Origin of the sequence: Rothia sp. CCM 9419 (assembly GCF_048512815.1) — a bacterium.
In the GTDB taxonomy this organism is placed as follows: Bacteria; Actinomycetota; Actinomycetes; order Actinomycetales; family Micrococcaceae; genus Rothia.
Genome location: NZ_JBLXXY010000001.1, coordinates 1 through 25,061 on the forward strand (window position 1 = coordinate 1; position 25,061 = coordinate 25,061).

27 protein-coding genes are annotated in these 25,061 nt (G+C 44.9%); 6 read left to right on the plus strand and 21 right to left on the minus strand.

Annotation, left to right across the window (positions count from 1 at the left end; all coding sequences use genetic code 11):
• The first annotated feature begins 197 nt into the window (after positions 1-197).
• On the plus strand, positions 198-1,442 hold the full coding sequence (locus ACN08W_RS00005) for an MFS transporter (RefSeq protein WP_419108484.1): 1,245 nt from the start codon (positions 198-200) through the stop codon (positions 1,440-1,442).
• On the opposite strand, the gene dnaB is transcribed toward ACN08W_RS00005, so the two are convergent.
• The 12 genes from dnaB to ACN08W_RS00065 form a co-directional block, all read right to left on the minus strand.
• Positions 1,439-2,800, minus strand: a complete 1,362-nt coding sequence (gene dnaB, locus ACN08W_RS00010) for a replicative DNA helicase (protein ID WP_419106775.1) — start codon at positions 2,798-2,800, stop codon at positions 1,439-1,441. The genes ACN08W_RS00005 and dnaB overlap by 4 nt on opposite strands.
• 174 nt (positions 2,801-2,974) lie before the next feature.
• Positions 2,975-3,304: a hypothetical protein gene (locus ACN08W_RS00015; protein WP_419102821.1), complete on the minus strand. Its 330-nt coding sequence runs from the start codon at positions 3,302-3,304 to the stop codon at positions 2,975-2,977.
• 148 nt (positions 3,305-3,452) lie between these two features.
• Positions 3,453-3,902 (minus strand): 50S ribosomal protein L9, encoded by a 450-nt coding sequence (rplI, locus tag ACN08W_RS00020; protein WP_419108485.1) that lies wholly within the window; start codon positions 3,900-3,902, stop codon positions 3,453-3,455.
• Between the two features lie 21 nt (positions 3,903-3,923).
• Positions 3,924-4,160: a 30S ribosomal protein S18 gene (gene rpsR / locus ACN08W_RS00025; RefSeq protein ID WP_004005948.1), complete on the minus strand. Its 237-nt coding sequence runs from the start codon at positions 4,158-4,160 to the stop codon at positions 3,924-3,926.
• An 81-nt stretch (positions 4,161-4,241) separates the two neighbouring features.
• On the minus strand, positions 4,242-4,874 hold the full coding sequence (locus ACN08W_RS00030; protein ID WP_419106773.1) for a single-stranded DNA-binding protein: 633 nt from the start codon (positions 4,872-4,874) through the stop codon (positions 4,242-4,244).
• A gap of 109 nt (positions 4,875-4,983) precedes the next feature.
• Positions 4,984-5,289, minus strand: a complete 306-nt coding sequence (gene rpsF, locus ACN08W_RS00035; RefSeq protein WP_419101282.1) for a 30S ribosomal protein S6 — start codon at positions 5,287-5,289, stop codon at positions 4,984-4,986.
• Between the two features lie 222 nt (positions 5,290-5,511).
• Positions 5,512-5,856: a TM2 domain-containing protein gene (locus ACN08W_RS00040; protein ID WP_419108486.1), complete on the minus strand. Its 345-nt coding sequence runs from the start codon at positions 5,854-5,856 to the stop codon at positions 5,512-5,514.
• A gap of 93 nt (positions 5,857-5,949) precedes the next feature.
• Positions 5,950-6,645 carry a response regulator gene (locus ACN08W_RS00045; RefSeq protein WP_419102817.1) on the minus strand — a complete coding sequence of 232 codons (696 nt, stop codon included), beginning with the start codon at positions 6,643-6,645 and terminating at the stop codon, positions 5,950-5,952.
• Positions 6,626-8,026 (minus strand): sensor histidine kinase, encoded by a 1,401-nt coding sequence (locus tag ACN08W_RS00050; protein WP_419108487.1) that lies wholly within the window; start codon positions 8,024-8,026, stop codon positions 6,626-6,628. Before ACN08W_RS00050 ends, ACN08W_RS00045 begins: the two co-directional genes overlap by 20 nt.
• Positions 8,027-8,039: 13 nt before the next feature.
• Entirely contained in the window at positions 8,040-8,855 is an 816-nt protein-coding gene (locus ACN08W_RS00055; RefSeq protein WP_419102815.1) for an ABC transporter permease, read from the minus strand.
• Positions 8,855-9,901 (minus strand): ABC transporter ATP-binding protein, encoded by a 1,047-nt coding sequence (locus ACN08W_RS00060; protein WP_419108488.1) that lies wholly within the window; start codon positions 9,899-9,901, stop codon positions 8,855-8,857. The genes ACN08W_RS00055 and ACN08W_RS00060 overlap by 1 nt, the downstream gene beginning before the upstream one ends.
• Positions 9,902-10,123: 222 nt before the next feature.
• Positions 10,124-11,545, minus strand: a complete 1,422-nt coding sequence (locus ACN08W_RS00065) for a CCA tRNA nucleotidyltransferase (RefSeq protein WP_419102813.1) — start codon at positions 11,543-11,545, stop codon at positions 10,124-10,126.
• A gap of 91 nt (positions 11,546-11,636) precedes the next feature.
• Here ACN08W_RS00065 and ACN08W_RS00070 point away from each other — a divergent pair, with 91 nt between their 5' ends.
• The 5 genes from ACN08W_RS00070 to trxA all read left to right on the plus strand — a co-directional run bounded on the left by ACN08W_RS00070 (position 11,637) and on the right by trxA (position 16,717).
• A complete protein-coding gene (locus ACN08W_RS00070; RefSeq protein WP_419101276.1) occupies positions 11,637-12,143 on the plus strand; it encodes an NUDIX hydrolase in 507 nt (168 codons plus the stop codon).
• Positions 12,144-12,175: 32 nt separating this feature from the next.
• A complete protein-coding gene (gene murJ, locus ACN08W_RS00075; RefSeq protein ID WP_419102812.1) occupies positions 12,176-13,837 on the plus strand; it encodes a murein biosynthesis integral membrane protein MurJ in 1,662 nt (553 codons plus the stop codon).
• Between the two features lie 97 nt (positions 13,838-13,934).
• Positions 13,935-15,179: a serine/threonine protein kinase gene (locus ACN08W_RS00080; RefSeq protein WP_419108489.1), complete on the plus strand. Its 1,245-nt coding sequence runs from the start codon at positions 13,935-13,937 to the stop codon at positions 15,177-15,179.
• Between the two features lie 221 nt (positions 15,180-15,400).
• A complete protein-coding gene (trxB, locus tag ACN08W_RS00085; protein WP_419102837.1) occupies positions 15,401-16,354 on the plus strand; it encodes a thioredoxin-disulfide reductase in 954 nt (317 codons plus the stop codon).
• A gap of 39 nt (positions 16,355-16,393) precedes the next feature.
• Entirely contained in the window at positions 16,394-16,717 is a 324-nt protein-coding gene (trxA, locus tag ACN08W_RS00090) for a thioredoxin (protein WP_419108490.1), read from the plus strand.
• 65 nt (positions 16,718-16,782) lie between these two features.
• Here the strand turns inward: trxA and ACN08W_RS00095 are convergent, their stop codons facing one another.
• The 9 genes from ACN08W_RS00095 to rpmH form a co-directional block, all read right to left on the minus strand.
• Complete coding sequence (locus ACN08W_RS00095) at positions 16,783-18,441, minus strand: alpha-keto acid decarboxylase family protein (RefSeq protein WP_419108491.1); 1,659 nt, start codon at positions 18,439-18,441, stop codon at positions 16,783-16,785.
• A 358-nt stretch (positions 18,442-18,799) separates the two neighbouring features.
• On the minus strand, positions 18,800-19,912 hold the full coding sequence (locus tag ACN08W_RS00100; RefSeq protein ID WP_419106765.1) for a ParB/RepB/Spo0J family partition protein: 1,113 nt from the start codon (positions 19,910-19,912) through the stop codon (positions 18,800-18,802).
• A 192-nt stretch (positions 19,913-20,104) separates the two neighbouring features.
• The gene (locus ACN08W_RS00105; RefSeq protein ID WP_419108654.1) at positions 20,105-21,082 is read right to left on the minus strand and encodes a ParA family protein; all 978 of its coding nucleotides are present in this window, start codon (positions 21,080-21,082) and stop codon (positions 20,105-20,107) included.
• A gap of 337 nt (positions 21,083-21,419) precedes the next feature.
• Positions 21,420-22,064 (minus strand): 16S rRNA (guanine(527)-N(7))-methyltransferase RsmG, encoded by a 645-nt coding sequence (rsmG, locus tag ACN08W_RS00110; protein ID WP_419106764.1) that lies wholly within the window; start codon positions 22,062-22,064, stop codon positions 21,420-21,422.
• Entirely contained in the window at positions 22,065-22,607 is a 543-nt protein-coding gene (locus ACN08W_RS00115) for a protein jag (RefSeq protein WP_419102806.1), read from the minus strand.
• Between the two features lie 5 nt (positions 22,608-22,612).
• On the minus strand, positions 22,613-23,590 hold the full coding sequence (gene yidC / locus ACN08W_RS00120; protein ID WP_419102805.1) for a membrane protein insertase YidC: 978 nt from the start codon (positions 23,588-23,590) through the stop codon (positions 22,613-22,615).
• A 52-nt stretch (positions 23,591-23,642) separates the two neighbouring features.
• Positions 23,643-24,023 carry a membrane protein insertion efficiency factor YidD gene (gene yidD / locus ACN08W_RS00125; protein ID WP_419106762.1) on the minus strand — a complete coding sequence of 127 codons (381 nt, stop codon included), beginning with the start codon at positions 24,021-24,023 and terminating at the stop codon, positions 23,643-23,645.
• Positions 24,020-24,442, minus strand: coding sequence for a ribonuclease P protein component (gene rnpA, locus ACN08W_RS00130; protein WP_419108492.1), 423 nt, complete (start codon positions 24,440-24,442; stop codon positions 24,020-24,022). The genes yidD and rnpA overlap by 4 nt, the downstream gene beginning before the upstream one ends.
• A gap of 64 nt (positions 24,443-24,506) precedes the next feature.
• The gene (gene rpmH, locus ACN08W_RS00135) at positions 24,507-24,644 is read right to left on the minus strand and encodes a 50S ribosomal protein L34 (protein WP_419101264.1); all 138 of its coding nucleotides are present in this window, start codon (positions 24,642-24,644) and stop codon (positions 24,507-24,509) included.
• Positions 24,645-25,061 lie beyond the last annotated feature (417 nt).

The following is a 25,061-nucleotide window of genomic DNA, read 5'->3' on the forward strand; positions in this document are numbered from 1 at the left end:
GGATTACTTACACCCATGTAAAACACCAAAACCCCACGTCAGACCACAAAACAACACACAAAAAAGATTTAAAAAAGCTCAAAAAAACCTGCCAGAGAGCCCCATAAACACCCACAACAGTACCCGGCACCCCCAAACGACAACTACCATTACCATTACAAAGCATCATCACCCGAAGAAAAAACACACCAAATCACATGAACAACACACACAACCCTGACCCCTGGAACGGATATTCAAAAGGCTCTCGCGAATATAGCTACATGCTCATTGCCATGTTCTGTGCAGGCATTGCCACCTTCGCCCAACTCTACGCACCACAAGCAATCCTCCCCTCCATTGCAACTGACCTAGACATCACACCATCTAGTGCAGCACTAACCATCTCAGCGGCAACACTTGGACTAGCACTCTTTGCCATAGTATGGGCCTACATCGCCGACATCCATGGCAAAAGCAAAGCCATGTTCATCGCAATCAGTATCGCCACAGCACTCGGACTAATCAGCCCATGGGTTCACGACTTCACCATACTCCTCACTCTCAGATTCCTAGAAGGAGCAGCATTAGCAGGAATAGCAGGAGTAGCCATCGCCTTCATCACCGAAGAAACAAACCCACTCCATGCAGCAACAGCAAGCGGACTATACGTCGCAGGAAACACCCTCGGAGGACTCGCCGGACGACTCTTCGCAGGCCCTCTTACCCAATGGACTGGAGACTGGCGCATCGCCATCACAGCAGTTTCACTACTAGGAGCCATCACCGCACTCATTTTTATCGTCAGCCTGCCCAAAGCCCGACGATTCACACCCATCCCACGCAAAGGATCTTTCAGTAACACCCTCAAACAAGCCAAAAAACATCTCAAAAACCCAGCAATGCTTGCACTATACCTCTACGCATTCACGATGATGGGAACCTTCGTAACCATCTATAACTACGTAGGGTTCCTCCTCAAAGCACCACCCTATCTCTTCTCCGAAATAGCTCTCTCAGCGCTCTTCCTCTCCTACCTATTAGGCACAATATCCTCATCAATATCTGCCCGATTCAGCACACGATGGGGAAACCTCAACGTTATGATAGGCTCAACTACCCTCCTTGTCCTTGGCATAGCTCTCACGATGACCACAAACGTCACCGCCATTATTATCGGAGTCCTGCTCTTGACCTTCGGATTCTTCTGCGGGCATTCCATCGCCTCAGGATGGACAGGACTACGAGCCACAACAGGAAAAGCGCAAGCAACAGCACTCTATAATCTCGCCTACTATGCAGGTTCAGCAGTTATTGGTTGGGGTAGCGGACTAATCTACAACACCAGCGGGTGGTACAGCACAGCCTGGTTTTGCATCATCTTCACAGCACTGCTCGTATCACTCTGCGTCATGGTTTTAACACGAAAAGATAAACCTCATAACGACGCACCAGTAGCCTAAGATTCAATACTAGGTGGCGTATCGTTGACCATATTCGCAAAGCGAGAATAATGTCCCTGGAATCCAACAGCAATGGTTTTGGTGGGACCATTACGATGTTTAGCCACAATAACGTCAGCTTCTCCAGCACGTGATGACTCTTTATTATGGGCATCATCGCGATGCAGCAGAATCACCATATCCGCGTCCTGCTCAATAGAGCCAGACTCACGCAAATCTGAAACCATCGGGCGATTATCTGCACGCTGAGTAGAACCACGGTTCAGCTGAGATAACGCAATAACAGGAATTTCTAGCTCTTTAGCCATCAATTTCAAAGAACGAGAAAATTCAGAAACTTCTTGCTGACGAGACTCTACTTTTTTACCAGAAGTCATCAACTGTAAATAATCCAACACAATCAACTTAAGATTATTGCGCTGTTTAAGTCGACGCGCCTTCGCCCGAATCTCCATCAACGTCATATTGGGAGAATCATCAATATACAAAGGCGCACTATCCATCTTGCCTACCGCCGCTGCAAGGGTAGACCATTGTTGCTCATCAAGTTTTCCCTGACGTAGACGAGAAAGGTTAATCTTAGCTTCAGCTGAGAGAATCTTTGTTGCAATTTCATTACGGCTCATCTCCAAAGAGAAAAATACCGTTGCCATATCCTTCTTAATAGCAGCATGGCGAGCAATATCTAGAGCAAAAGTAGATTTACCAACACCAGGACGAGCAGCAATAACGATCATCTGTCCCGGTTGAAAACCATCAGTCAGTTCATCAAACTCAAAGAACCCCGTTGGTACACCGCTAATACCGCTACCGCGAGCGCTCTGAGCCTCAATGTCGTTGATGGTCTGATCCATCGCTTCTTTCAAAGGAACGTAGTCCTCAGAAGCACGACGGTCACTAATCTGATAGATCTCTCCCTGAGCTTGGTTAACAAGGGCTTCAACCTCACCATCTTGAGAATAACCAAGCTGAGCGATTTTCGTACCCGCCTCAACGAGACGACGCAAAATAGCTCGTTCAGAAACAATCTCAGCATAGAACCCTGCGTTTGCTGCAGTGGGCACAGAAGTTGTTAAAGAATGTAGATAAGGTGCCCCTCCAATACGGGACAATTCACCTCGTTTAGTGAGTTCATCAGTCACAGTGATAGCGTCTGCTGGTTCACCTTGACCATATAAAGTAATGATTGCATCGTAGATACTCTCATGTGCAGGCTTATAAAAGTCCTCACCACGAAGTACCTCAACAACGTCTGCAATAGCATCTTTAGAGAGCAACATTCCACCAAGGACAGATCGCTCTGCATCATCATCGTGAGGAAGAGTACGAACACCGTAATCAGAAGAATTTTGAGACACAATCAACCTTAAATTGTCGAGATATTTCTACAAAAGGACCTCGAAGATTATTCACTATGCTCAGCTAGCGAAAACCGTTATGGAAGTACGCGGCAGAACAACTGTTCCACGTGAAACATACTATGAGAAAAACCTACCTCAGAGGAAGCACCCATGCTTCACTCTGCAGAAAAACTATCCCACCACAGAGATAGCAAGAAAAACTGTTGCTGGGTTTGCAAGGAAAGAAACCACTAACAATAGCGCATTATGTACTTTAAAACGTCGGTAACGAACTAAACCAACAACCGCCAAAATACTCGACAATGACGACATAACGACAGCAAGAACCACGCATATCAAAAAAACAGTCAAACTATCAGAAGGAGTCCCCACATTATTCCAAAACCCTAAAGATATCAGCAATAACGAAATCAGCTCGGCAACCAATGCAATAAGAAACATCTGCAAACTTGGACGCAGCTTCGGAGCAGGCTCAGCCTCAGACGAAACCAATGAAAACATTATCCCTTTATCTATTCCTTAAGTCCTGAAACATCATAGTGAAGAACACTAATGCACAATTTCTCGTGATGATACAACATAGAAGAAGTGTCCTCCCCTGTTGAAACAACAGGAAAGGACACTTCTTCTATATGCTATGAGCCATTACTTACGCAGCAACGACATCTAGTGCAACCTGCGCAACAACGTCTTCGTGCAAACGCACAGAAACTTTGTAAGCACCGGTGGACTTGATAGCAGATCCGAGATGGATAGCTCGCTTATCAACGGAACCTAGACCAGCAGCTTCAATTGCTTCCGCAATTGCTTCTGCACGGACGGTACCGAAAAGTCGACCTTCAGTGCCAGCTTTGTGCGCTACAGTAACAGTAGCTGCAGCAAGCTTAGCTGCCTGTGCCTGAGCGTCTTCAAGAGAAGCCTTAGCGCGAGCTGCACGAGCTGCGCGAATGGACTCAACCTGACGTTCGCCACCTTTAGTCCAGGTTACTGCGAAACCGCGAGGTAGCAAGTAGTTGCGTGCGTAGCCGTTCTTAACGGTTACGACATCGCCAGCAGTTCCGAGACCGGATACTTCCTGAGTCAGAATAATCTTAGCCATGTTCTTCTAATCTCCTTCTCTTTAGCGGCCAGCGCCGGAGTAAGGTAGCAATGCAACTTCGCGAGCATTCTTAATTGCCTGAGCGATTTTGCGCTGTTCCTGGACAGTGACGCCGGTAACGCGACGTGCACGGATCTTACCGCGATCGGAGATGAACTTACGAAGAAGTGCAACGTCCTTGTAATCAATAACAGTTACGTCAGCAGCCTTGAGTGGGTTCTGCTTTGGTTTGGGCTTACGAATTTCAGCCTTAGCCATCGTGGTGCTCCTTTTTCTTTGGGAGCCCGCGGAAGTTACCGCGGGATGGGTTGGATATTTGGAATAAAAGGAAGGTTATCTTTAGAACGGAGGTTCATCTTCTGCACCGGCGCCCCAATCATAGTTTCCACCAGATTGAGAACCCCAAGGATCTGCAGAAGGAGCAGGTGCTGCCTGTGGTGCAGGATTTCCTCCACCAAAACCACCACCGTTATAGCCGTTACCTCCGCCGAAACCGCCAGAAGCTGAACCGTTATACCCATTGTTTTGGGCAGGAGCAGCAAAGTTATTGCCACCGCCGGCGTAGCCTTGCGCATCTTGAGCGCCACCGAAGTTACCTCCGGAGCGCTGTTGATTACGGTTCACAGAAGCAGAAGCAAAACGAAGGGATGGGCCGATTTCTTCGACCTCAAGTTCCATCGCAGTGCGGCGTTCGCCTTCCTTGGTCTCATATGAACGGGATTTCAAACGTCCCTGAGCAATAACGCGCATTCCCTTATGTAGGGTTTCTGCAACATTTTCTGCTGCTTCACGCCAGATAGATGCCCGCAGAAAGAGAGTCTCCCCATCTTTCCATTCGCCACTTGCGCGGTCAAAATTACGCGGAGTTGAAGCAATCGTAAAGTTTGCTACCGCTGCACCGTTAGGAGTGAAACGAAGCTCAGGATCACCAGTAAGATTACCAATCACGGTAATGACGGTATCTCCAGCCATTTGAGGCCTCCATTCATAGAGTTTTTCAAATAATAATTCATTCTGAGAGCAGTCATATCAAGAGTAAAAATAACCTTGTTGATAACTACATCAAGATAATGAATGACTATTATTTAGAAGAGATTTTCTGGTCTTCCGGACGGATAATCTTGGTGCGCATTACAGACTCGTTCAAGCTAAGAACGCGGTCAAGCTCTGCAGCAGTTTCCGGAGTGGAAGTGAAGTTAACGACGGCGTAAATGCCTTCAGTCTTCTTCTGAATTTCGTATGCCAAACGACGACGACCCCAAATATCCATGTTGTCGATAGTGCCGTTGTCTTTGGTAACGATTTCGAGGAACTTAGAAAGAGTTGGCTCTACAGCCTTGTCTTCTACCTCGGGGTTGAGGATAACCATTAGCTCGTATGCACGCATGATTAAACCCCTCCTTTGGGCTAAACGGCTATGGGATTTCCATAGCAGGAGATGTATAACAGTCAGTGTACCGCCGGAGATTTACCCATAAGTACACAGACTTCACCTACTCTACAGTAAGAGCAGTATAAAGTGCAGAAATTTACCGTTTTCAGCACAAGGTCACATGAATTACATCAATGTCACCTCAGGCTGAATCTGCTGTTCTTCCACACCAAATAATTAATAGCGATAAGCTCGAGAGTTCAAAACACCTACACGTATTGGCATTGTAAAGAGATCAATAACCATCAAAACACCGAGCAGGAAGAGAAATACCCACCCAATCAAAATGGGCGTCGTCAACCAGCCAATACCGAGCAAGAAAAGATACAGAACGAACATAAGAGGCTGCCTCAAATACAGCTTATGCACTCCCCATACGCCAAGGAAAAACCACAATATATATGCAATTAACAACGATTTTTGCTTCACAATATACACCGTAGAAGGGGCACCCTGATAGGAGCTTCGCCCTCCATGGTTTATGTATTCAGGTGTGTAATGTTCTCTATTCGACATCAACATTCCCCTTTCCTAGAAATATCAGCAGGGAATAACTCCCATACAGTACAACCGCTGAAGCAACATATTTATTCCCCAAACAACATCCCTCAACCACTACCTGCCAGAAATTCTACGTGGACGGACCATGCCAGATTCATAGGCAAAAACAACAACTTGAACACGGTCACGAAGATTAAGCTTCGACAGAATTGACCGTACATGTGTTTTGACAGTTGTCTCAGAAAGGAAAAATTGTTGAGCAATCTCAGCATTAGAAAGACCCTCAGCAATAGCGCCCACCATGTCTTTTTCACGAGAAGTTAAAGAATCAATCAGGTGCTGATACTCACGGATGGCAACCTGCCCCAATGAAGAATCTTCAACGTATTCTTTCACCAACTGAGCAGTAAGATGAGGAGCCACCATAGACTCCCCTTCATTGACCGTATGAAGTGCGCTAATCAGGTCTTCAGGGCGGATATCTTTAAGAACGAAGGCACTAGCTCCAGCTCGTAAACCGGAAAAAGCGTACTCATCGAGATCAAAAGTCGTCAGAATAATAACTTTTGAATCACTCATACTCGTGATTCTCTCAGTCGCGGTAATACCGTCCATAACAGGCATCCGAATATCCATCAACACAACATCAGGATGGTGTTTTTGCACCATCTCAATCGCTTCTTGCCCATGCGAAGCTTCGCCAACAACCTCAATACCTGCATTTTCAAGAACGAGACGAAACCCCATCCTCAACAATGATTGATCATCTACTAGCAGCACACGCAAAGGACTATTTTCTTGCTCTTGCATTATTTTCTACCTCGGATGTTTTGGAACGGTCTTTAGTGCGACTCGTTGATTCCCACAATAAATGAGCACGAACAGTCCACCCTCCACGGTCGTTAGATCCAGCATGAAGCGATCCATGATAAACAGCAACCCTCTCTTGAATACCGATAAGGCCCTTGCCGCTTCCAACACTATTTTGTCTACGAGAGATACCTCTACGTTCTATTCCGCTTGTTCCATCATTGGCAATAATCACTACGATATCGGGCAGATTGACCTTAATGAGCACTTCAATAATATGTGCGTCTTGGGCGTATCTTAAAGCGTTAGTCAAAGACTCTTGAATAATACGATAAAGGGTCATGTGCAACTGACTATCTTCAGGTAAGTTTTGACCCTGCTGAGAGAAAGAGACCGGAAGCCCCGTCGAACCAAAAGAATCAACTAGCGCTTTGAGGTTGTCTATGCCCAGAGTCTTATTTCTTTCTATCGGCGATAAAAGCTGTTGTGGGGACTCATCGCGCAGAACGCCTAGCGTCTCTCGCATATCAGCAAGCGCACTTCGTCCCGTATCAGACAGCTCTTTGAGAATATGTGATGTACGTTGAGGATCTTTAGAGCTAATAGCCTGCGCACCATCGGCCAAGGCAATCATCACTGTCAAAGAATGAGCTACAACATCGTGCATCTCTCGTGCGATACGATGACGCTCCTCGATAGCAGCTATTTTCTGTGTCTTATCAAAGCTAAGAATAATTTCTTGGTCAAAGAGACGATTCTTATGAACCTGTCGAGCAACAAGGAAAACGACGAGGTTCATCAAAAGAGACGAAAGCGTCAGGAAGCCAAGAACTGAATAACTGATGATGACATATCGCGAGTCGTAGCTTCCATCAGAAGGTCCGCCTCTACTAATCCCAGCATATATGTATGGGTAATAGATAAAACCTAAAACGACGATAAAGATACTAGTGGAAATAAAAATAGGAAGAGATTTTTTAAAAGGGTATTTAACTACTGCAGAATAAAGAAATATATAGAAGGTAATTCCAGTTGGTGATATAAAAATTGTCTGAAGAATTTGCAATTGCAAAAAATCTACACATATTGATAGGCATATCAACAGTACGGGAAATTTTTCCCTCCAAAATATTCCTGCAGCAAAGAATAACGCTACACAAAAATAAATAACGACATTCTCATCTTGGTCAAATATCTCAGAATCTGAGGAGAATAAGAGTTCTAGAAAAACAAAAAGTAGATTATTAAAAACCCAGAAGAGATTAACCCAAAAAGTATTTTCATGAATCCAACGGCGGATAACTCCACGACGTTGCAACACTAGACGCCGTCCCTCAGTAGCGACGGCGTCTAGTGTTTCTGATGAACCTCGATGATCCATAAATTTTTAGTTCTTAGCTATCAGTAAAGCGGAAACGCAGGTACCCAAGGAATGCAGGAACAGCTCCCCATAGAGCAAGGATAGATGCTGCCATTGGGTAGCTAATTTTCGCATCAGGAGCCTTACCATAAGAAATTAGTTCACTTCCAACAGGGAGTGGTAGATAATTTGTGAAATCTTTAGCCCAATCCCAAGGCAGGAACAGTAAGAAAACGATATAGCTTACCAAGACAGTAATTACTGCCAAGATAATGCCACCAGCGTTATTACGTAAGAAAGCACCAAAGCCTAGCCCCATCCAAGACATGAACATACAGTACAGGCCAACTGCCACCCAATTCAGCAGAACCCCTGAGGTTAGTTCGGGTGCCAAATCAGGATTGAAGATTAGAAGACCTACACCAAAAGATGTTGCCGCACAGAGGATACCCCAGAAGAACCCAATCAAGCTGACAACAATGAACTTTGCCAGATATAGGACAGAACGGCGTGGCACGACGGTCAATGATGTATATATTGACCGCGTTGCATATTCAGAACCAATAAAAATAACTGCCCATGAAGCAAAAAGCATATTGGTAAATGGCATACCAGCCCCACCAACACCGTGAGCCATATGTTTCAGGGACTCAGCCGAGGTTCCAAGTGTTTGACTGTAGTTGATAGATAATGCACCAATAAAACCAAATCCAGCCATCATTAAGAGGATGACAGCACCCATAATGAGGTGAGAAGTGAGAGTTCTAAATTTAAGAAATTCAGAACGAATCACTCCACCAAAACGTAGAACATTACGTGATGTTGCCTGAACATTAGCGTGCTGACTCATTATTTTGTCTCCTTTGTAGAACCCTTTGACCAAGGGGCAACTGATGCGGAGTTGTCTTCAAACATTGTTGCTCTTGTGGCTTGTGGAATAGATTCAGATGCACCTACCGGATCATATAATTCTTTCTGATGAGAAGGTTTTATTCCAGTTGAAGAATATTCGATAGAGTCCTTTGTGAGCTCCATATAGACATCCTCTAAGGTGCTAATTTGAGGTGTCAATTCGTGGAGAAGGACATTATTTTCCTGAGCAATTTTGGCGATTTCTCGCGCAGTGCTCCCAGAGATAATCAACCCATCAAGTTCATGAGACTCTATGGTTAGCTGTCGTTCACGCAGAAGCGTACCCAGCTGTTCACGGTCATCCGTGCGAACCAAAACCGTATCGTTAGCAGAACGTGCAAGAAAATCTTTAATAGATGAATGAGCCAAGATTTTCCCTTGCCCGATAACGATGAGTTCGTCAGCAGTCTGAGACATCTCACTCATCAAATGTGAAGAGATCAGAACACAACGCCCTTCAGAGGCAAGGTGACGAGCAAGGTGACGCACCCAAATAACGCCTTCTGGATCAAGCCCGTTAACCGGTTCGTCAAAAATAAGGTTATGAGGATCTCCCAAAAGAGCAACAGCAATACCTAAACGTTGCCCCATCCCCAGAGAGAAACCACGAACTTTCTTATGCGCTACAGCACTAAGTCCTGTCAGCTCAATGACTTCATCGACTCTCTTCTTCGAGATTCCGTGAGTGAGAGCAAGCGAGCGCAGATGTTGAATAGCAGATCGCCCAGGGTGTACAGCTTTAGCGTCTAAAAGAGCACCCACTGAGGACACCGGTGAGGTAAGCGTTTTATAGAGTTTTCCTTCTACAAGGGCTTGCCCTGAAGTTGGTTTTTCAAGACCAACAATCATGCGCATCGTGGTTGATTTTCCAGCACCGTTAGGGCCAAGGAATCCAGTAACTTTTCCGTCAGGGACACTGAAACTAATATTGTCTACGGCCTTTTTTGCTCCGTAGCGTTTAGTCAGTTCATGAACTTCTAGCATAGTATCGCTCCTTATTCTGAGCGTAGAGTATGAAGTGGTTTATGTTCATCATTCTACGAAGTCCATTGCAGGAGTACATCCTCCCTAAGGAGGAACCTTATTTTTTCCCTTGAATAAGCATAATAATTGACGATAAAAACATCCGATTAAAGTTCTAACCCCTTGTGGGATTAAATATTCCATATCAAGAATATGTAATCCCACAAGGGGTTACCCATATCATTAGGAGAGAATTCCTTCGTCTTTAGCCCATGACACTAAACGCTCACGCGCATCTTCTTCAGATAAGACACCCTCGTCTAAACGAACATTCAACAGATACTTATACGCCCGCCCGACAACAGGACCAGGAGAAACACCCAAAATCTGCATAATCTGCTCGCCATCCAAATCTGGACGAATAGCATCCAACTCCTCTTGCTCAGCGAGAGCCGTGATACGACGTTCTAAATCATCATAAGCACGTGAAATACGCTGAGCCTTACGCTTATTACGCGTTGTCACGTCAGCACGCGTCAAACGGTGCAACCGCTCCAGATATGCCCCTGCATCACGCACATAACGACGTACAGCAGAATCACTCCACCCAGCATCACCATAACCGTAGAAACGCATATGAAGCTCTACCAAACGGGCAACAGCCCTCGTCGTATCGTTATCAAAACGCAACGCACGCATACGTTTTTTGACTAGCTTCGCACCAACAACATCATGGTGCAAAAAACTAACCGAACCATTCTTCTCAAACTTACGAGTAGCAGGCTTACCAATATCGTGCATCAACGCCGCAAAACGGAGGATAAAATCAGGAGAAGGCACCGCGCCCTGCTCGTCAGTTTCTTGAGCGGCTGCCTGTTCAAGAACCGTCAGAGAATGTTGATACACATCTTTATGACGATGATGCTCATCAATTTCCAGTTTAAGAGCAGGAATTTCAGGCAAAACATAATCAGCAAGACCAGAATCAACCAGAAGGTCAACACCTCGACGAGGGGCAGCTGCCGTCACCAATTTGACGAGTTCATCGCGCACACGCTCAGCAGATATCATCTCAATACGCTGTGCCATCTTTTTCATCGCAGCAAAGACTTCAGGAGCCACATCAATATCAAAGCGTGCAGCGAATCGAGCAGCTCTCATCATTCTCAGAGGATCGTCTAAGAAAGAATCTTCAGCTCGCCCAGGAGTTCGAATGACACCAGCACGTAAGTCTCTAAACCCCCCGTAAGGATCTACAAGCTCTAAAGAGGGTAGACGCAACGCCATAGAGTTAATCGTAAAGTCACGCCGAAAAAGATCGTCTTCTAGAGAATCACCAAAAGACACAACAGGCTTGCGTGAATCGTGACGATAAATTTCTGCCCGATAGGTCGTAATTTCGACAGTTTCATCGCCTTTCCTCAAACCAATAGTTCCGTATTCCTTACCAATTTCCCATGTTGTGTCAGCCCAATCATCAACAATTTCTAGAATCTGATCAGGGGTCGCATTCGTCGTAAAATCTAAGTCCGTCGCTTTTTGAGCAAGGAAAAGATCTCGAACAGGACCGCCCACCAGAGAGAGTTCATACCCAGACTGTGCAAAAAGCTCACCAAGAGATAGAGCGATGGGGTCAATAATAGAAGAGTCAAAAAGATGCGCCATAGTCATACCATCGTGCCAGATAAATGACCGTTATACCCGTATCCCACACAATAATCAGGCATAGACTCATTTCATCGGTTAAGGTAGAGACATGACTTTTCCTATACCTCGGGCTCCCAAGAAGCGGGCAATAACCCCTATTTCTCTCTTGCCGACGGTAGAAGAAGTCTCTGCAGGAGGTGTTATCGTCGATCTTGACAAGCCTAATTTTCCTGTAGCTATTATTGCCAGAATGAACCGCGGAGGACGTTTAGAATGGTGTTTACCCAAGGGACATCCCGAAGGGTCAGAAAATAACGCTCAAGCGGCAACACGCGAAATCGAAGAAGAAACAGGAATTTCTGGTCAGGTTCTTTCCCCTCTAGGAAGTATTGACTACTGGTTTACTGTTGGCGGTCGCAGAGTACATAAAACAGTTCATCATTACCTTTTAGCGGCCACGGGAGGATATCTCACTACAGAAAAAGATCCAGATCATGAGGCAATTGCCGTCGATTGGGTTAACATTGACGATTTAGGGCGTAAACTCTCATTTTCGAACGAACGACGAATTGCCGAGATTGCGCGCGAATATATTATTCACCAGCTCTCCTCGTGAGCAGCTCTCTCAGCAAAGATTAAGGGCACAACGTGGCACGTACAGGTGCAGTATCTAGCGCAATTATGGCATCAGGGACGATGGTTTCCCGTATTCTCGGGTTCGTTAAAACCATTCTCATTACCGTTGCTATCGGCACCGGAACCGCAATGGGAACGATTTTTGAAACAGCAAACACCCTACCTAACTTGATTTATGTTCTTGTTGCTGGAGGTATTTTTAACGCTGTTCTTGTCCCACAGATTATCAAAGCCGCAAAACATGATGACGGCGGTTCCGATTTTATTTCTCGGTTAGTTACCCTAGCTACTGTCGGTATAGCCGCTGTTACCATCGTTGTCGTAGCGTGTTCTGTGCCTATTATCTCCGTCATGGGGCGAACATGGACGGAAGAACAACGCACTTTAGGGCTCATCTTTGCGTTATGGTGTCTTCCCCAAATTTTCTTCTACGGTTTTTACACCATCATTGGTCAGGTCCTCAATGCCCGAGGGGCTTTTGGCTGGTTCATGTGGTCCCCAGTGATCAACAATGTGGTAGCGATTATTGCCCTTATCCTCTTTATCAATGTTTTTGGTCAACAAACTAACACTGTCCCGCCGTTACACACTGTGAACACGTGGAGCACTGCTCAGACGGTCGTTCTTGCAGGATCAGCAACGTTAGGTGTTGTAACTCAAGCGTTAGTGCTTCTTATTCCTCTACGCCGTATTGGTATTCGCATTCGACCCAAGTTTGGGTGGAGAGGGATTGGTCTTGGTGCGTCCGTCAAGTTAGCAGTGTGGACACTAGCTACGGGAATTGTTTCTAACCTTTCATTCTTTTACCTCATACAAATTGCTTCAAATGTTATTTCTCATGATGGAAAAATTGTTCCTGGAATTCAGGCGCTTAACTATTCATCTATGCTCTATTCACTACCTCATGGTGTTATTGGATTATCTATTGCAACATATCTTTTCAATAAAATGTCCCATGCATCACAAGAGAATAATCATCAAAATGTAGTGCATGCTTTATCCTCCGGTTTGAGAGTTTCTTCTATTGCAACAATTTTCTTATCTGTAGCTCTTATTGTTTTCTCAGGACCTGTAGGCGTATTATTTGGTAATGGAAATAATATTTCTGCAGCCCTCATTGCTCAAACTATTTGCATTATTGCCTTGGGCGGCCCTTTCCTCACTATTTCTTTTATGATGGGAAGAGTTCTCTATGCACGAGAAGACGCAAAAACCCCATTTATTATTCAGTTCATCTCCGCAGTAGTCATTGTCGGAATGGGATTCATCGCCTCCCAGCTCAACCCGCATTACATCGTCTTCGGACTGGCAGCAGCTTATGCCTTACAAAATGTCCTTTCTGTTGTCTTGAGCCATATTTTCCTCAAAAAATATCTTGGGGACTACGATGGAATGAACATTCTTTCCACCCATGCTCGTGTTGGATTAGCTTCCTTTGTTGCAGGTATTTTTGGTTCGCTCATCCTCTGGATATTAGGCGGATACTCATTCGATGGGTTCGCATGGTCAGGGACGACGCCTGCCCTCATCACCATTGCTGTGGGCGGAAGTATTATGTCTTTGGCTTACTACATTGCTCTGCAAATCTTCAGAGTCAAGGAGCTGGATTCTTTAATCTCCCCGATTGCACGAAAATTGATGCCACAACGTCACCAATCTCGACACAAAATATAGATTTATTTTCAACGGACAGAACCCAACACCTCGTCATAACAGGTAAGATTCAGAAGAGAATCACCGTATTAAATTTTTAGAGCCTTGGAGGGCTACCTTGTCTCATTCACATTCCTCCCATCCCATTGCTATCAACACTGTTCTGGGTGAGCGTTATCGCGTCACAGCTGCTATTGCACAGACCGAGCACGGCGACGCAGTTTTGGAAGGTAAAGACCAGGTTCTCAATAGACGTGTATCTATTGTGGTAGCTTCTCCCGCTCATAATGATCGGCTCATTGCTAATGCACGCCTTGTCGCAACGACTTCACGTTCTCCTATTCAGGTTCTTGATTTGGGAAATAGTGAAGGCAGAACGTACCTTGTAACGTCATATTCCCGACCAGAAGCACTTCTAGAAAATCTTTTGGCAGATTCTTCGGCGGTAGCCGCATCCTCCGAAACTCAAGAAGCTCTAGGGCAAGAAATTTTTGGGGACGAGGTCACAACTGGAAAAACTCCTTATGCAGAAGCATCAAAACCTGCCCCAGAAGATACCTCAATTTCTGCAACACGGGCTGTTGATGATCAAGAGACTCTAGCACCAGACCCTGTTGAAGAATCTTCTTACGAGGAAGAATACGATGAGTACGATTACCCTGACGAACCAGAATTTGACGATGAAGACGATCAGCGTTCTGGTGGAGTGTGGATTGTAGCTATCGCCGCTATTATTCTTCTTGTTTTGGGTGTAGCTATTGTTTTCTCTTCCATCAACGGCATGGTTTCAAAGAAAAGTGAAAACGAGAATGTAACGGCTGTTAGTGCTTCTGCTACGGCTACCCCATCACAGAAGAAGTCCTCAGAGCCTTCAGAAACGCCTTCTCCAAGTGTTTCTCATGTCCCACCAAAGATTACAAATGTTACCCGTCTTGTGCCGTCTTCCCCCGATTTTATGGCTGATCAGGATGCGACTCTCCCCCAGATGCTTGACGGCAATCCTGCAAGCACATGGATTAGCTACGGTTTTGCAACACCTAATTTTGGTGGAGCCACTGATTCTTTCGCATTAGCATTCCAGCTTCAAGAACGTACCGTTGTTTCTGAACTTACGATTGAACAGATTAATGGTTCAGGTGGCGCCTTTACGGTATATACCAACAATACGCCTTCTTTGGATGGTGCAACGGAAGTTGGTTCGGGTTCTTTCAACGCACCTAAGGTCAACGTCAAGCTTGATCAGAAGAAGCAGGGTGAAGGCATTCAGTATGTTCTGGTGAAGTTCACAGAAGCTCCTCTATTGGGTCAGCCTATTGCTGGTTATAACTATGGTGTGCGCATTGCTGAAGTAACAGCTCGATAGGTTCCTGTTCTTCTTTAGGCTGCCGTCTGATGTGTTCTTGTTCTACATCAGGCGGCAGTTGTTCACATAGGCTCAAGAGTTTGGAATAATCAGAGCTACATCGTGGTTCTATTTGATGAACATTATTTCAATGAAAGAAGGATACTTTGCCAAACGAGTCTTTGGGTGGTCTTTTCTCTGCCCCTAGCGGCATTAAGGTGGACGCTACAGTACCAGAATCTATGTCTGTCACAGAGGCTGAAGACAGCCATGTACATGACGTCATTATTGTTGGTTCTGGCCCTGCTGGGTACACTGCAGCGATTTATGCTGCACGAGCGAATTTACGTCCCCTTCTTTTTGCCTCCTCTGTTTCCCCTGGTGGCGATTTGATGACAACCACTGAAGTAGAGAATTTCCCCGGTTTTGTTGACGGTATTCAGGGTCCTGAATTGATGACCACGATTGGTGCGCAAGCCGAGCGTTTTGGTACTGATGTCCGGTATGAGGATGTTGAATCGCTTGAACTTGAGGGCGATGTTAAGAAAGTTATTTTGAGTGATGGTTCTACTTTTCTCACGAAAACTGTCATTATCTCAACAGGTTCTGAATATCGTAAGTTGAACGTTGACGGGGAACAGCGCCTTTCTGGTCATGGTGTTTCATGGTGTGCAACGTGTGACGGTTTTTTCTTCAAGGGGAAGACTCTTGCTGTTATCGGAGGGGGCGATTCTGCATTAGAGGAGGCCCTCTATTTGACGAATCACGCAGCAAAAGTATATTTGGTGCATCGTCGCGATACTTTGCGTGCATCGGAGATTATGCAAAAACGCGCTTTTGATCATCCGAAGATTGAGATGGTGTGGGATTCCGCTGTTCAGTCTATTAACGGTGAGGATAAAGTATCTTCATTGACGTTGGTTAATACTCAGACTTCAGAGGAATCCGAGCTCGTTGTAGATGGTGTCTTTGTTGCTATTGGTTCTGACCCGCGAACAGCACTTGTGCGAGATGTTTTAGAGCTAACTGAGGCTGGAACAATCGCTGTTGACGGACGCTCTTCACGCACCTCAATTCCAGGTGTTTTTGCTGCTGGAGATGTTATTGATTCAACGTATCGTCAAGCGATTACGGCTGCAGGTTCTGGCTGTGTGGCAGCGTTGGATGCTCAACATTATCTTGAATCTTTGTCTTAAGAGATATTTTTATTCACTACTATCCAAAGGAAAAAAATTATGGCTAATCAAGTCACTGACGCAACATTTGCTGACGAGGTTCTTCGCTCTGAGAAACCCGTTATTGTTGATTTTTGGGCTGAATGGTGCGGTCCTTGCCGCATGCTTGGACCTGTCATCGATGAAATTGCTGAAGAATATTCAGAGCAGGTTAAAGTTCTCAAGCTCGATGTGGAGAACAATCCAGAAACAGCAATGAAGTATGGCATTACCTCCATTCCTGCAGTATATGTTTTCAAGGATGGAGAAGTTGCTCATCAGAGTGTTGGCGCAAAACCTAAGGCAGCTCTCGTCAAAGAGTTTGCTCCTTTCCTAGGAGTGTAGCAACTAAAGACTACGTATAAGGGTGTTTGTTGTGTTTCACGTGAAACACAACAAACACCCTTATTTTATTGAGAATTAGCTCGAGCTAGAGCCTTCGCAACGTCATTGAGTAACTGAGGTACGTCATCTTTATCCATGATAATTTCCATAAACACCATCCGATCGCGAGTTTCATTAGTAATACGACAAGCGTCTAACAACTCTTGAGCCGTTTGGACTTTAAATAAAAGAACATCATCTTTACCAGCACCGAATGCTGCAGGAATAAGATCCCATTGATAACGGTGGATATCGTTGTAAGGCTGTTGAGGCCCATGAATAGCGCGCTCAACGGTATATCCATCGTTATTGATGAGGATAATGACCGGATTGATTTTTTCACGCAGCATCGTTCCGATTTCTTGGATGGTTAGTTGCGCTGACCCGTCACCCACTAGCAAAATACCTCGAGATTCCCTGTCAGCTATTGACGCTCCAAGCATTGCAGGCAGACTATATCCAATAGATCCCCAGAGCGGTTGTCCAATAAACATTGAAGATTCTGGAAATTTTCTATTCGCCATACCAAAGAAAGAAGTTCCTTGATCAGCAACAACAATATTTCCGGGGGTTAACTCTCCAGAAAGTAAGTCCCATAGGATGTCTTGTGTCAAAGGAGCACTCATATCAATCTTTTGAGATTGTTGTTCTGCTTCTTTTTGGAGGGGATACGACTTAGCACCATATTCCCGAGCAACATCTAACACAATCTCTAGTGCTGTTTTAATCGTTAACGGAGTGAAAACCTCATTTCCAATACGTGACGATTGAGGGCGGATATGAACAGTATTTTGAGGAAGCTTCTGCGAGAATCCTGCGGTTGTTGAATCTGTGAACTCAACACCAGCACTAATAAGCACTTCCGTATTTTCGATGGCGTCCCTTGTACGATGATCAGAAACTACACCGGCATATACTCCGGCAAACTGAGCATCGCTCTCGTCAACGAGAGTTTTGCCCCACATCAATGTTGCGTGCGGAAACCCAGTTTCCTTAAGGAGATTATTTAGCTGCTCACGTGCGCCCATGCGGTGCACTAACAAATCAGCAAGGACACTCACCTCTTTCCCTGCAATAACCTCTTTCAGCGCCATTCTAAAGGCTTTTTGAGCACCTTCCGAAGAGAGTGCAACATCAGTTTGGAGCGGCTCTTGAGGCGGAGTTGTCTCAACTCGAGCAACGTCGGTTGACAGAAGGAGATACCCTGGACGGCGACGGATTATTACTTCGCGAATCACTCGATCAATTTCAGCAGTCGCTGTGGCATGATCAAGGTCTGCTACAGCGCAAGAAACTTCCTGCGCCATCCTCATAAAATGGGAGAAATCTCCGTCTCCTAGAGTGTGATGCATTTTCAGATGATTTGCTTGGTTTTCTTTACTCGGAGCACCCACAATATGAACCACCGGCACGTGCTCAGCATAGGAACCAGCTATAGCATTAATTGCAGAGAGTTCTCCAACACCATAAGTTGTTACGAGTGCACCTAAGCCGCGAACTCGCGAATAACCATCTGCACTATATCCGGCGTTAAGTTCATTTGCACTGCCAACCCAAGATATATTTTTATGCTCTACGATATGATCCAAAAATTGAAGATTGAAGTCTCCTGGAACCCCAAATATTTCAGTAACACCTTGCTCTGCAAGTCTATCTAATAGATAATCACTCACCGTATAACTCATATAACCCTCGTCTCTTTTTGAATAACACAATATAAAAACTGTAAAAACAATTTACCTGTACTTAGAATCACATAAAGAATAAAAAGTTGCAAGGTTCGAGAAACATAGGCAATAAAATCACCAACGATATTCCAACCATTCACCACTGTTTCACGTAAAACACCCACGAAAACTACGCATAAAACACACCACAAATACAGATATAACAACTGGTAAAGTTTTATATCAAACTTATGCCGATATATTCACCCTATGTTTCACGTGGAACAAGAGAGAGCGCTCTGCGGGAATAATAAAACAAACGGTACGTAAAATAAATAAATTTATTTTACGTACCGTTTATTAATAAATAAACTATCTATTTTTTATCTATACTTGGGTCAAGAACAGAAATAATTCTGTTCAAATCTTCTACCGAAGCAAATTCAATAGTCATTTTCCCTTTACGTGCCCCCAGCTGAATTTTAACGTTTGTATCAAGCCTGTCAGCAAATGCATCGGCAATATAATCTAAACGCTCATGATGCTTTTGAGGTTGAACGACCTTAGGTTCTCTCTTAGATTGTTCCGTTGAATGAGAGACGAGTTCTTCCACTGCACGAACAGATAAACCTTCATTAACAATTTTTTGAGCAAGCTTCTCCATCTCAGCATGAGTTCTCAAAGATAATAACGCTCGAGCATGTCCAGAGGACAGAACACCTACAGCTACTCGACGTTGAACAAGAGCAGGAAGTTTAAGAAGGCGAATAGTGTTCGCAATCAACGAGCGAGAGCGTCCAATTTTTTGTGCCAATTGTTCTTGAGTAGTTCCGAACTCTTCAAGAAGTTGCTGATACGCGGCAGCTTCTTCAATAGGATTAAGTTGGCTACGGTGAAGGTTTTCCAATAATGCATCGCGCAATAAATCGACATCATGAGTTTCGCGAACAATAGCAGGAATAGTGTCGAGTCCAGCTCGTTGAGTGGCGCGCCAGCGACGCTCTCCCATCACTAATTCGTATTTTTCTTTCCCACCTTCACGACTTTTTCGTACCACAATAGGTTGAAGAACTCCGATTTCTTTTACGGAGTGAACAAGTTCTTCCATGTCTTGTTCATTGAATTCAGTACGAGGCTGTTTTCGATTGGGGTGAATATCGTGAACATTAAGAACAGCAAATTGAGCACCAGGAACAGGGACTAATCCACTTTCAGGCTGTTCTTCTCCCCCGAAGAAAAAGTCAACAGGACGCCGATTGGAAGTCGAGCTACGAAGAGCTGCTCCCATGTCTGCACGTTTTTTCTTTGAATCTTTTTGAGGAACTTTAGAAGTTTCACGTGAAACATTCTTGTGGTCTTTTTGACGACGAGAAGTGTCTTGAGATGAATGTTCTACAGTTGGCACCGTTTGAACGTCCTTCTCTGAGTAGCTTTCAGTAGGAATGAGGGCGCCAATACCGCGACCCAATCCACGCTTCTTTTCTGCCATAGTAAGATTCTCCCTCTTGTTCAACGGACCGTCTAAGTCTATCTGTTCTCACAGAAACATGGGGAGAAAAATGTCATGTTTCACGTGAAACTCTTAAATAGAATGATTATTCTAATCGTTATTTTCCATTAAAAATACCAGTTGCTACCCTAATAATCATAGAATAGCAACTGATATAAGTTTTATATTATTTTATTTTTTCTTTGCTATTTCTATAGCCGCTTCTATATACGCTCTAGAGCCCGTGGATGAGACATCGTAGCTAATAACGGTCTGCTGATAACTTGGAGCTTCTGAAATGCGAACAGAACGAGGAATAACACTGTTGAGCACTTCGCGTGGAAAATGAGTCCTTACTTCATCAGCGACCTGTGAAGCCAAATTTGTTCTTCCGTCATACATTGTTAACAGGATAGTACTCAGCGCAAGATCTGCATTCAGGTGTTTCTGAATCATCTTGATGTTTTTAAGTAACTGGCTCAATCCTTCTAGCGCATAATATTCACATTGAATCGGAATGAGAACTTCTTGAGCGGCAACAAAAGCATTAACCGTCAGTAACCCAAGACTGGGTGGACAGTCAATAAAAACATAGTCAAGGCGCTCCAACCCTTCGCGGTCTCGCCATTGTTTATATTCTTGGAGAGCTCCCCTCAACCGATTTTCACGAGCAACCATTGATACAAGTTCAATTTCAGCTCCGGCAAGGTCGATAGTTGCAGGCGCACACCAGAGCTGTTTGATATCTGGACAAGGTTTAACAATCTCAGATAAAGGCAATTCGTCAATGAGTACGTCATAGACGCTAGGTGTATCATTTCCGTGATCAATACCCAAAGCGGTCGAAGCGTTTCCTTGAGGATCGCTGTCAATCACAAGAACGTTCATTCCTTTAGTTGCGAGAGCAGCTGCTAAGTTGACGGCGGTACTTGTTTTCCCAACGCCACCTTTTTGGTTAGAAACAGCAAATATGCGAGTTCTTTCTGGTCGATTCAACACGATTTGTTCCAGTTCTTTAAGTTTTGTTTTCTCGCTCAAAACCTCTGGAGAAACCAGAGTATTCAGCCCTTTATCTTGCACTTGTTTCTCTAATTTCTGGCGTGTTTCACGTGAAACACGACCTCGATCCAATTGAGAAGAACCCACGCTCTCATGGGGCTCCGGAGGCATTCCAAAATCAGGAATATTGATTGCTATTTTTTCATTCATGAAATTCCAGCCAATCCCATCTTTCTCCCCTCAAGAGCAATATGGAAGGTTCGGCACTATTATGTGAGGGTGATATTTAGATTACCTGTTCACGTACAACATCTCGACAGTATCTATAAATAAAAACTTATAAAAGTTGTTTTGAGATAAGATTTCTCATAGTAGAACACATACGGTTCATAGCTTTCCAGCGTTTATACCAAAAACAGAATCTTCACCATACATAAAAACGGTGGTGTTGATATTTTGTAATATCAACACCACCGACGATGAAAATCCGCCCACCGGCGAACGTGTATTAGAGAGAAACCCTCACAATAGTAGTTGGCTCATCAAGGAGCTGATCGCCAGCACTAAGCACTTCGACCGTGCGAGCACCATACTTATTGAGCTTCTTCTTTGCTTTCGTAATTTCTTCTCCCGCAGAACGCCCTTTAATAGCAAGCAATTCGCCAGTACCACGAAGAATCGGAAGGGTAATATCAACAAGCCCGACCAAGGCGGAGACAGCACGAGCCGTTACGTACTCGACGTCGACCATGCCTACCGCTTGTTCAGCACGCGAACGTAAAATCGTTACGTTATCTAGACCCAAGTCTTCAACGACTTCATCAAGCCATATGACACGACGCTCCAGAGGCTCTATCAGCGTAATATCAAGATCTGGGCGAGCAATAGCTAAACAAAGCCCTGGAAGACCCGCACCGGAGCCTACATCGGCAATTGAAGCGTCTTTCTCAATATATTCTTGTACCACTGCACAGTTTAGGACGTGACGCCCCCACAAACGAGGCACTTCTCGAGGACCAATAAGACCTCTTTCGATGCCACTCGTTGCAAGATGCTCTACGTAGCGCTGGGCAAGTGGAAGTCTCTGACCAAAGATCTTTTCCGCAGCAGTTCTTTCAGCACCGGTGAGTTCCGGAAGGATATCTTGAGCCATTTATGCCTCCGGGACAGAAATAACGATATGACGCCCTGCCCCTTCTCCTTCAGACTCTGAGTAAAGACCGTTTTCAGCAACAAGATCATGAACGAGCTTCCGCTCATAAGCACTCAAAGGCTCTAAGTGGTAATCCTCCCCCGTCTCTTTGACCTGTGCGATAGCTTCTAATGCCATAGAAGTAGCTCGCTTAATGCGCTTTGCGCGGTACTCACCAATATCAAGAACTAGGCGGGAGTGGTTTCCGGTAGAGGCAAGCACTGATAAACGTACGAGTTCTTGCAAGGCAGCAAGAGTATTTCCTCGTTTACCGATAAGAGCTTTAAGTTGTTCGTTCTCGCTGTCTTCACTAATAACAGAAAGATACGTGCGATTATTACGAATCTCGATATCGATATCTCCATCGATATCAGCAATATCTAGGAGTTCTTCAAGATAATCTGCCGCAATATCGCCTTCATCTTCGAGGTATTTAAGGTGGTCTTTTTCCTCGTAGTTTTCGTGTTCTTCAGACACAGGTGTTTCTTCCACAAGTTGCTCCATTAAAACTAGTTCTTCTTTTTCTGTTGCTGACGCTGACGTTTTTTGCTCATAGGTTGCTGACGCTGTCCCTGAGCTGCACGTTCACGTGCTTTTTGTAGTTCTTCTTCGTATTGTTCTTTGGTTTTACCAACTGGTGGTAAACCTTTTTCGGCGCGACGAGCGTTGAGCTCTCGTTCTGCTTGGGACCCAGGTGTTGGGTTATTACGGATAACCCACCATTGCTGACCTACAGACCAAATATTTGAAACAGTCCAGTACACGAGAACACCGATAGGGAAGTTGATGCCAGAAATCAAGAAGATGACAGGGAAGATGTAAATCATCATCTGCTGTTGACGGTACATGGGAGATTCTTTAGCAGCGTCGGACATGTTTTTAGCACCCAGTTGTTTCTGAGATACGAACATGGACACAGACATCAACACAACGAGAGTACCAGCAACAATAATGGTGCTTGCGTGGTTTCCATTTCCGGGGTTCAGCATCGTAGAGAAGAGCGGAACCTGGCCGAAAATATAGGAATCGTTGAACTGTTTCACCAGATCGCTAGAAAGCATTAAGATGCCTTCGTGCTTTTCTGCTGCATGAGGGATGCCTCTTAGAACTTCAAAGAGGCCAAAGAAGATTGGCATCTGAGCCAAGATAGGGAAGCACGAAGACAGCGGGTTAGCACCGCGTTCTTTGTACAGGGCCATTTGTTCTTGTGCCATAGCTTGGCGTGAGAGCTGGTCTGTTTTACCCTGATATTTTTTCTTCAGCTTTGCAAATTCTGGCTGAAGTTCTTGCATTCCTCGCATAGATTTAATCTGTTTAAGGAATAGAGGGATTGTCAGGGTTCGCATGACGAGTGTTAGCCCGACAATGGCAAGAACCCAGGTCAGACCGGAAGTGGGGTCTAATCCTAATGTGGTGAAAAGTGAATGGAATACCCAGAGAATAAAGGAAACAATCCATTTAAAGGGCCAGAGGATGACGTCAAACATCGAGTTCTCCTTGGCTCGTTGAGCCTGTTAGTTTGGTCTGTATGAAGATGGTTTATAGGTAGTCTTGAGGGTGGTTTAAAAGAACAATTTTAGGTTCTTTTCCGGCAGGAAAATTCTGTTTTCCTGCCGGTACTTCATCAAGTCCGCCAGTTGCCCAGGGGTGACAGCGTAGAAGCCTGCGAACAGTGAGCGATAGTCCTTTAGTTGCTCCGTGTCGAAGGCATGATTCTAAGGCATAAGCTGAACAGCTTGGGTAGTACTTACAAACATTTCCGTAAAGCGGTGAGATGACTGCTCGATAGATTTTTAGTACAGCAATGAGAAAGTTCTGCGGTAGTGTCCATAGAGCATGTTGTACAGATTGCGGTCGTACAAATTCATGCGGCGCTTGTTCTAAGAGGTCTGGCTGCTGTTTTTGAGAGGAGTGCTTCATGATGGGTTTTCGGCATTCCTCTCGCAAGATAATGGGGCAGTTTCAGGGCTTTGTGCTACTGCCTGCAGATTTTGTTGTGATGCCATTTTAGCAAGGGTGCTGGTTAAAGCGTTTTCGTAATCTTGTGATAGTTCTTCCCATGTGGCGTGGGAAGACGCGGGAAGAGCGCGAATAACTATTTGATGACCCTGAGGATTTTTTTTAAGGGTGAGAGCTGATAACGCACGTAATCTTCTTTTAACAAGGTTTCGAGTGACAGCGTTTCCAACAGTTTTAGAAACGATGAACCCAATAATAGTCGGAGATTCACCGTGAGAAGTTGCATATAGAACTAAGTTCCGGCGCCCAGAACGGACACCGGAACGTGTAGTTTCTGCGAATTGGACTTTTGTCCGCATCCGGTGCTGTTGAGCCAGCACATGTTCTCCTTTCGGTTTCGACTCCTAGGATTCCCCCAGAGGTCGAGGAGGGAAGGAGTTTAATTTATGCCGAAAGAGCGGTGCGACCCTTGCTGCGGCGGTTTGCCAAGATGGCACGACCTGCGCGGGTGCGCATACGAAGACGGAAGCCGTGCTTCTTGGCACGACGGCGGTTATTCGGCTGAAAAGTCCGCTTGCTCATTTTGTTACTCCAAAGCGTTTGGTAGGGGCGCGCAACCCTTCACCAATTTGTTTAGAAACAGGTTGACGCTTATTTCTGATGATGAGCACACATCCTAAGCGTTTTTTCACACTATTGCCCTGCCTAAACAGAGCGTTCGGAGCGTACACATACGACTAAAAAACTCTATGAGTTTAATTGCTTGTGGTCAAGCAAGGCACAGCTAAGTTTTTAATCACAACATGTGCACAATTTATCATCAACAGCTGTGGATTACTTCCCGCAAGAGGCTTAAGTGTCAAGTTTTCCACAGAATAGCACTTTATAACTTATCAACAGCTATTTTCTTGTAATTTACGACTTCTTCGATAGACTGTCTCAAAGTATCCTCACGAAATACACTGTGTAAATAACAAGTTTTCCACTCTGTGTATAACC

What these genes read in the sequence shown, in the direction of transcription:
- rpmH (WP_419101264.1), bottom strand. Translation starts at nt 24,644, where the DNA reads ATGAGCAAGCGGACTTTTCAGCCGAATAACCGCCGTCGTGCCAAGAAG.
- ACN08W_RS00115 (WP_419102806.1), bottom strand. Translation starts at nt 22,607, where the DNA reads ATGGAGCAACTTGTGGAAGAAACACCTGTGTCTGAAGAACACGAAAAC.
- ACN08W_RS00105 (WP_419108654.1), bottom strand. Translation starts at nt 21,082, where the DNA reads ATGCCTCCGGAGCCCCATGAGAGCGTGGGTTCTTCTCAATTGGATCGA.
- rplI (WP_419108485.1), bottom strand. Translation starts at nt 3,902, where the DNA reads ATGGCTAAGATTATTCTGACTCAGGAAGTATCCGGTCTCGGAACTGCT.
- ACN08W_RS00065 (WP_419102813.1), bottom strand. Translation starts at nt 11,545, where the DNA reads ATGGCGCATCTTTTTGACTCTTCTATTATTGACCCCATCGCTCTATCT.
- ACN08W_RS00070 (WP_419101276.1), top strand. Translation starts at nt 11,637, where the DNA reads ATGACTTTTCCTATACCTCGGGCTCCCAAGAAGCGGGCAATAACCCCT.
- ACN08W_RS00050 (WP_419108487.1), bottom strand. Translation starts at nt 8,026, where the DNA reads ATGGATCATCGAGGTTCATCAGAAACACTAGACGCCGTCGCTACTGAG.
- rpsF (WP_419101282.1), bottom strand. Translation starts at nt 5,289, where the DNA reads ATGCGTGCATACGAGCTAATGGTTATCCTCAACCCCGAGGTAGAAGAC.
- ACN08W_RS00005 (WP_419108484.1), top strand. Translation starts at nt 198, where the DNA reads ATGAACAACACACACAACCCTGACCCCTGGAACGGATATTCAAAAGGC.
- yidD (WP_419106762.1), bottom strand. Translation starts at nt 24,023, where the DNA reads ATGAAGCACTCCTCTCAAAAACAGCAGCCAGACCTCTTAGAACAAGCG.
- rsmG (WP_419106764.1), bottom strand. Translation starts at nt 22,064, where the DNA reads ATGGCTCAAGATATCCTTCCGGAACTCACCGGTGCTGAAAGAACTGCT.
- ACN08W_RS00030 (WP_419106773.1), bottom strand. Translation starts at nt 4,874, where the DNA reads ATGGCTGGAGATACCGTCATTACCGTGATTGGTAATCTTACTGGTGAT.
- rpsR (WP_004005948.1), bottom strand. Translation starts at nt 4,160, where the DNA reads ATGGCTAAGGCTGAAATTCGTAAGCCCAAACCAAAGCAGAACCCACTC.
- trxA (WP_419108490.1), top strand. Translation starts at nt 16,394, where the DNA reads ATGGCTAATCAAGTCACTGACGCAACATTTGCTGACGAGGTTCTTCGC.
- ACN08W_RS00045 (WP_419102817.1), bottom strand. Translation starts at nt 6,645, where the DNA reads ATGCAAGAGCAAGAAAATAGTCCTTTGCGTGTGCTGCTAGTAGATGAT.
- trxB (WP_419102837.1), top strand. Translation starts at nt 15,401, where the DNA reads ATGTCTGTCACAGAGGCTGAAGACAGCCATGTACATGACGTCATTATT.
- ACN08W_RS00100 (WP_419106765.1), bottom strand. Translation starts at nt 19,912, where the DNA reads ATGGCAGAAAAGAAGCGTGGATTGGGTCGCGGTATTGGCGCCCTCATT.
- ACN08W_RS00095 (WP_419108491.1), bottom strand. Translation starts at nt 18,441, where the DNA reads ATGAGTTATACGGTGAGTGATTATCTATTAGATAGACTTGCAGAGCAA.
- ACN08W_RS00055 (WP_419102815.1), bottom strand. Translation starts at nt 8,855, where the DNA reads ATGAGTCAGCACGCTAATGTTCAGGCAACATCACGTAATGTTCTACGT.
- yidC (WP_419102805.1), bottom strand. Translation starts at nt 23,590, where the DNA reads ATGTTTGACGTCATCCTCTGGCCCTTTAAATGGATTGTTTCCTTTATT.
- ACN08W_RS00060 (WP_419108488.1), bottom strand. Translation starts at nt 9,901, where the DNA reads ATGCTAGAAGTTCATGAACTGACTAAACGCTACGGAGCAAAAAAGGCC.
- ACN08W_RS00015 (WP_419102821.1), bottom strand. Translation starts at nt 3,304, where the DNA reads ATGTTTTCATTGGTTTCGTCTGAGGCTGAGCCTGCTCCGAAGCTGCGT.
- ACN08W_RS00040 (WP_419108486.1), bottom strand. Translation starts at nt 5,856, where the DNA reads ATGTTGATGTCGAATAGAGAACATTACACACCTGAATACATAAACCAT.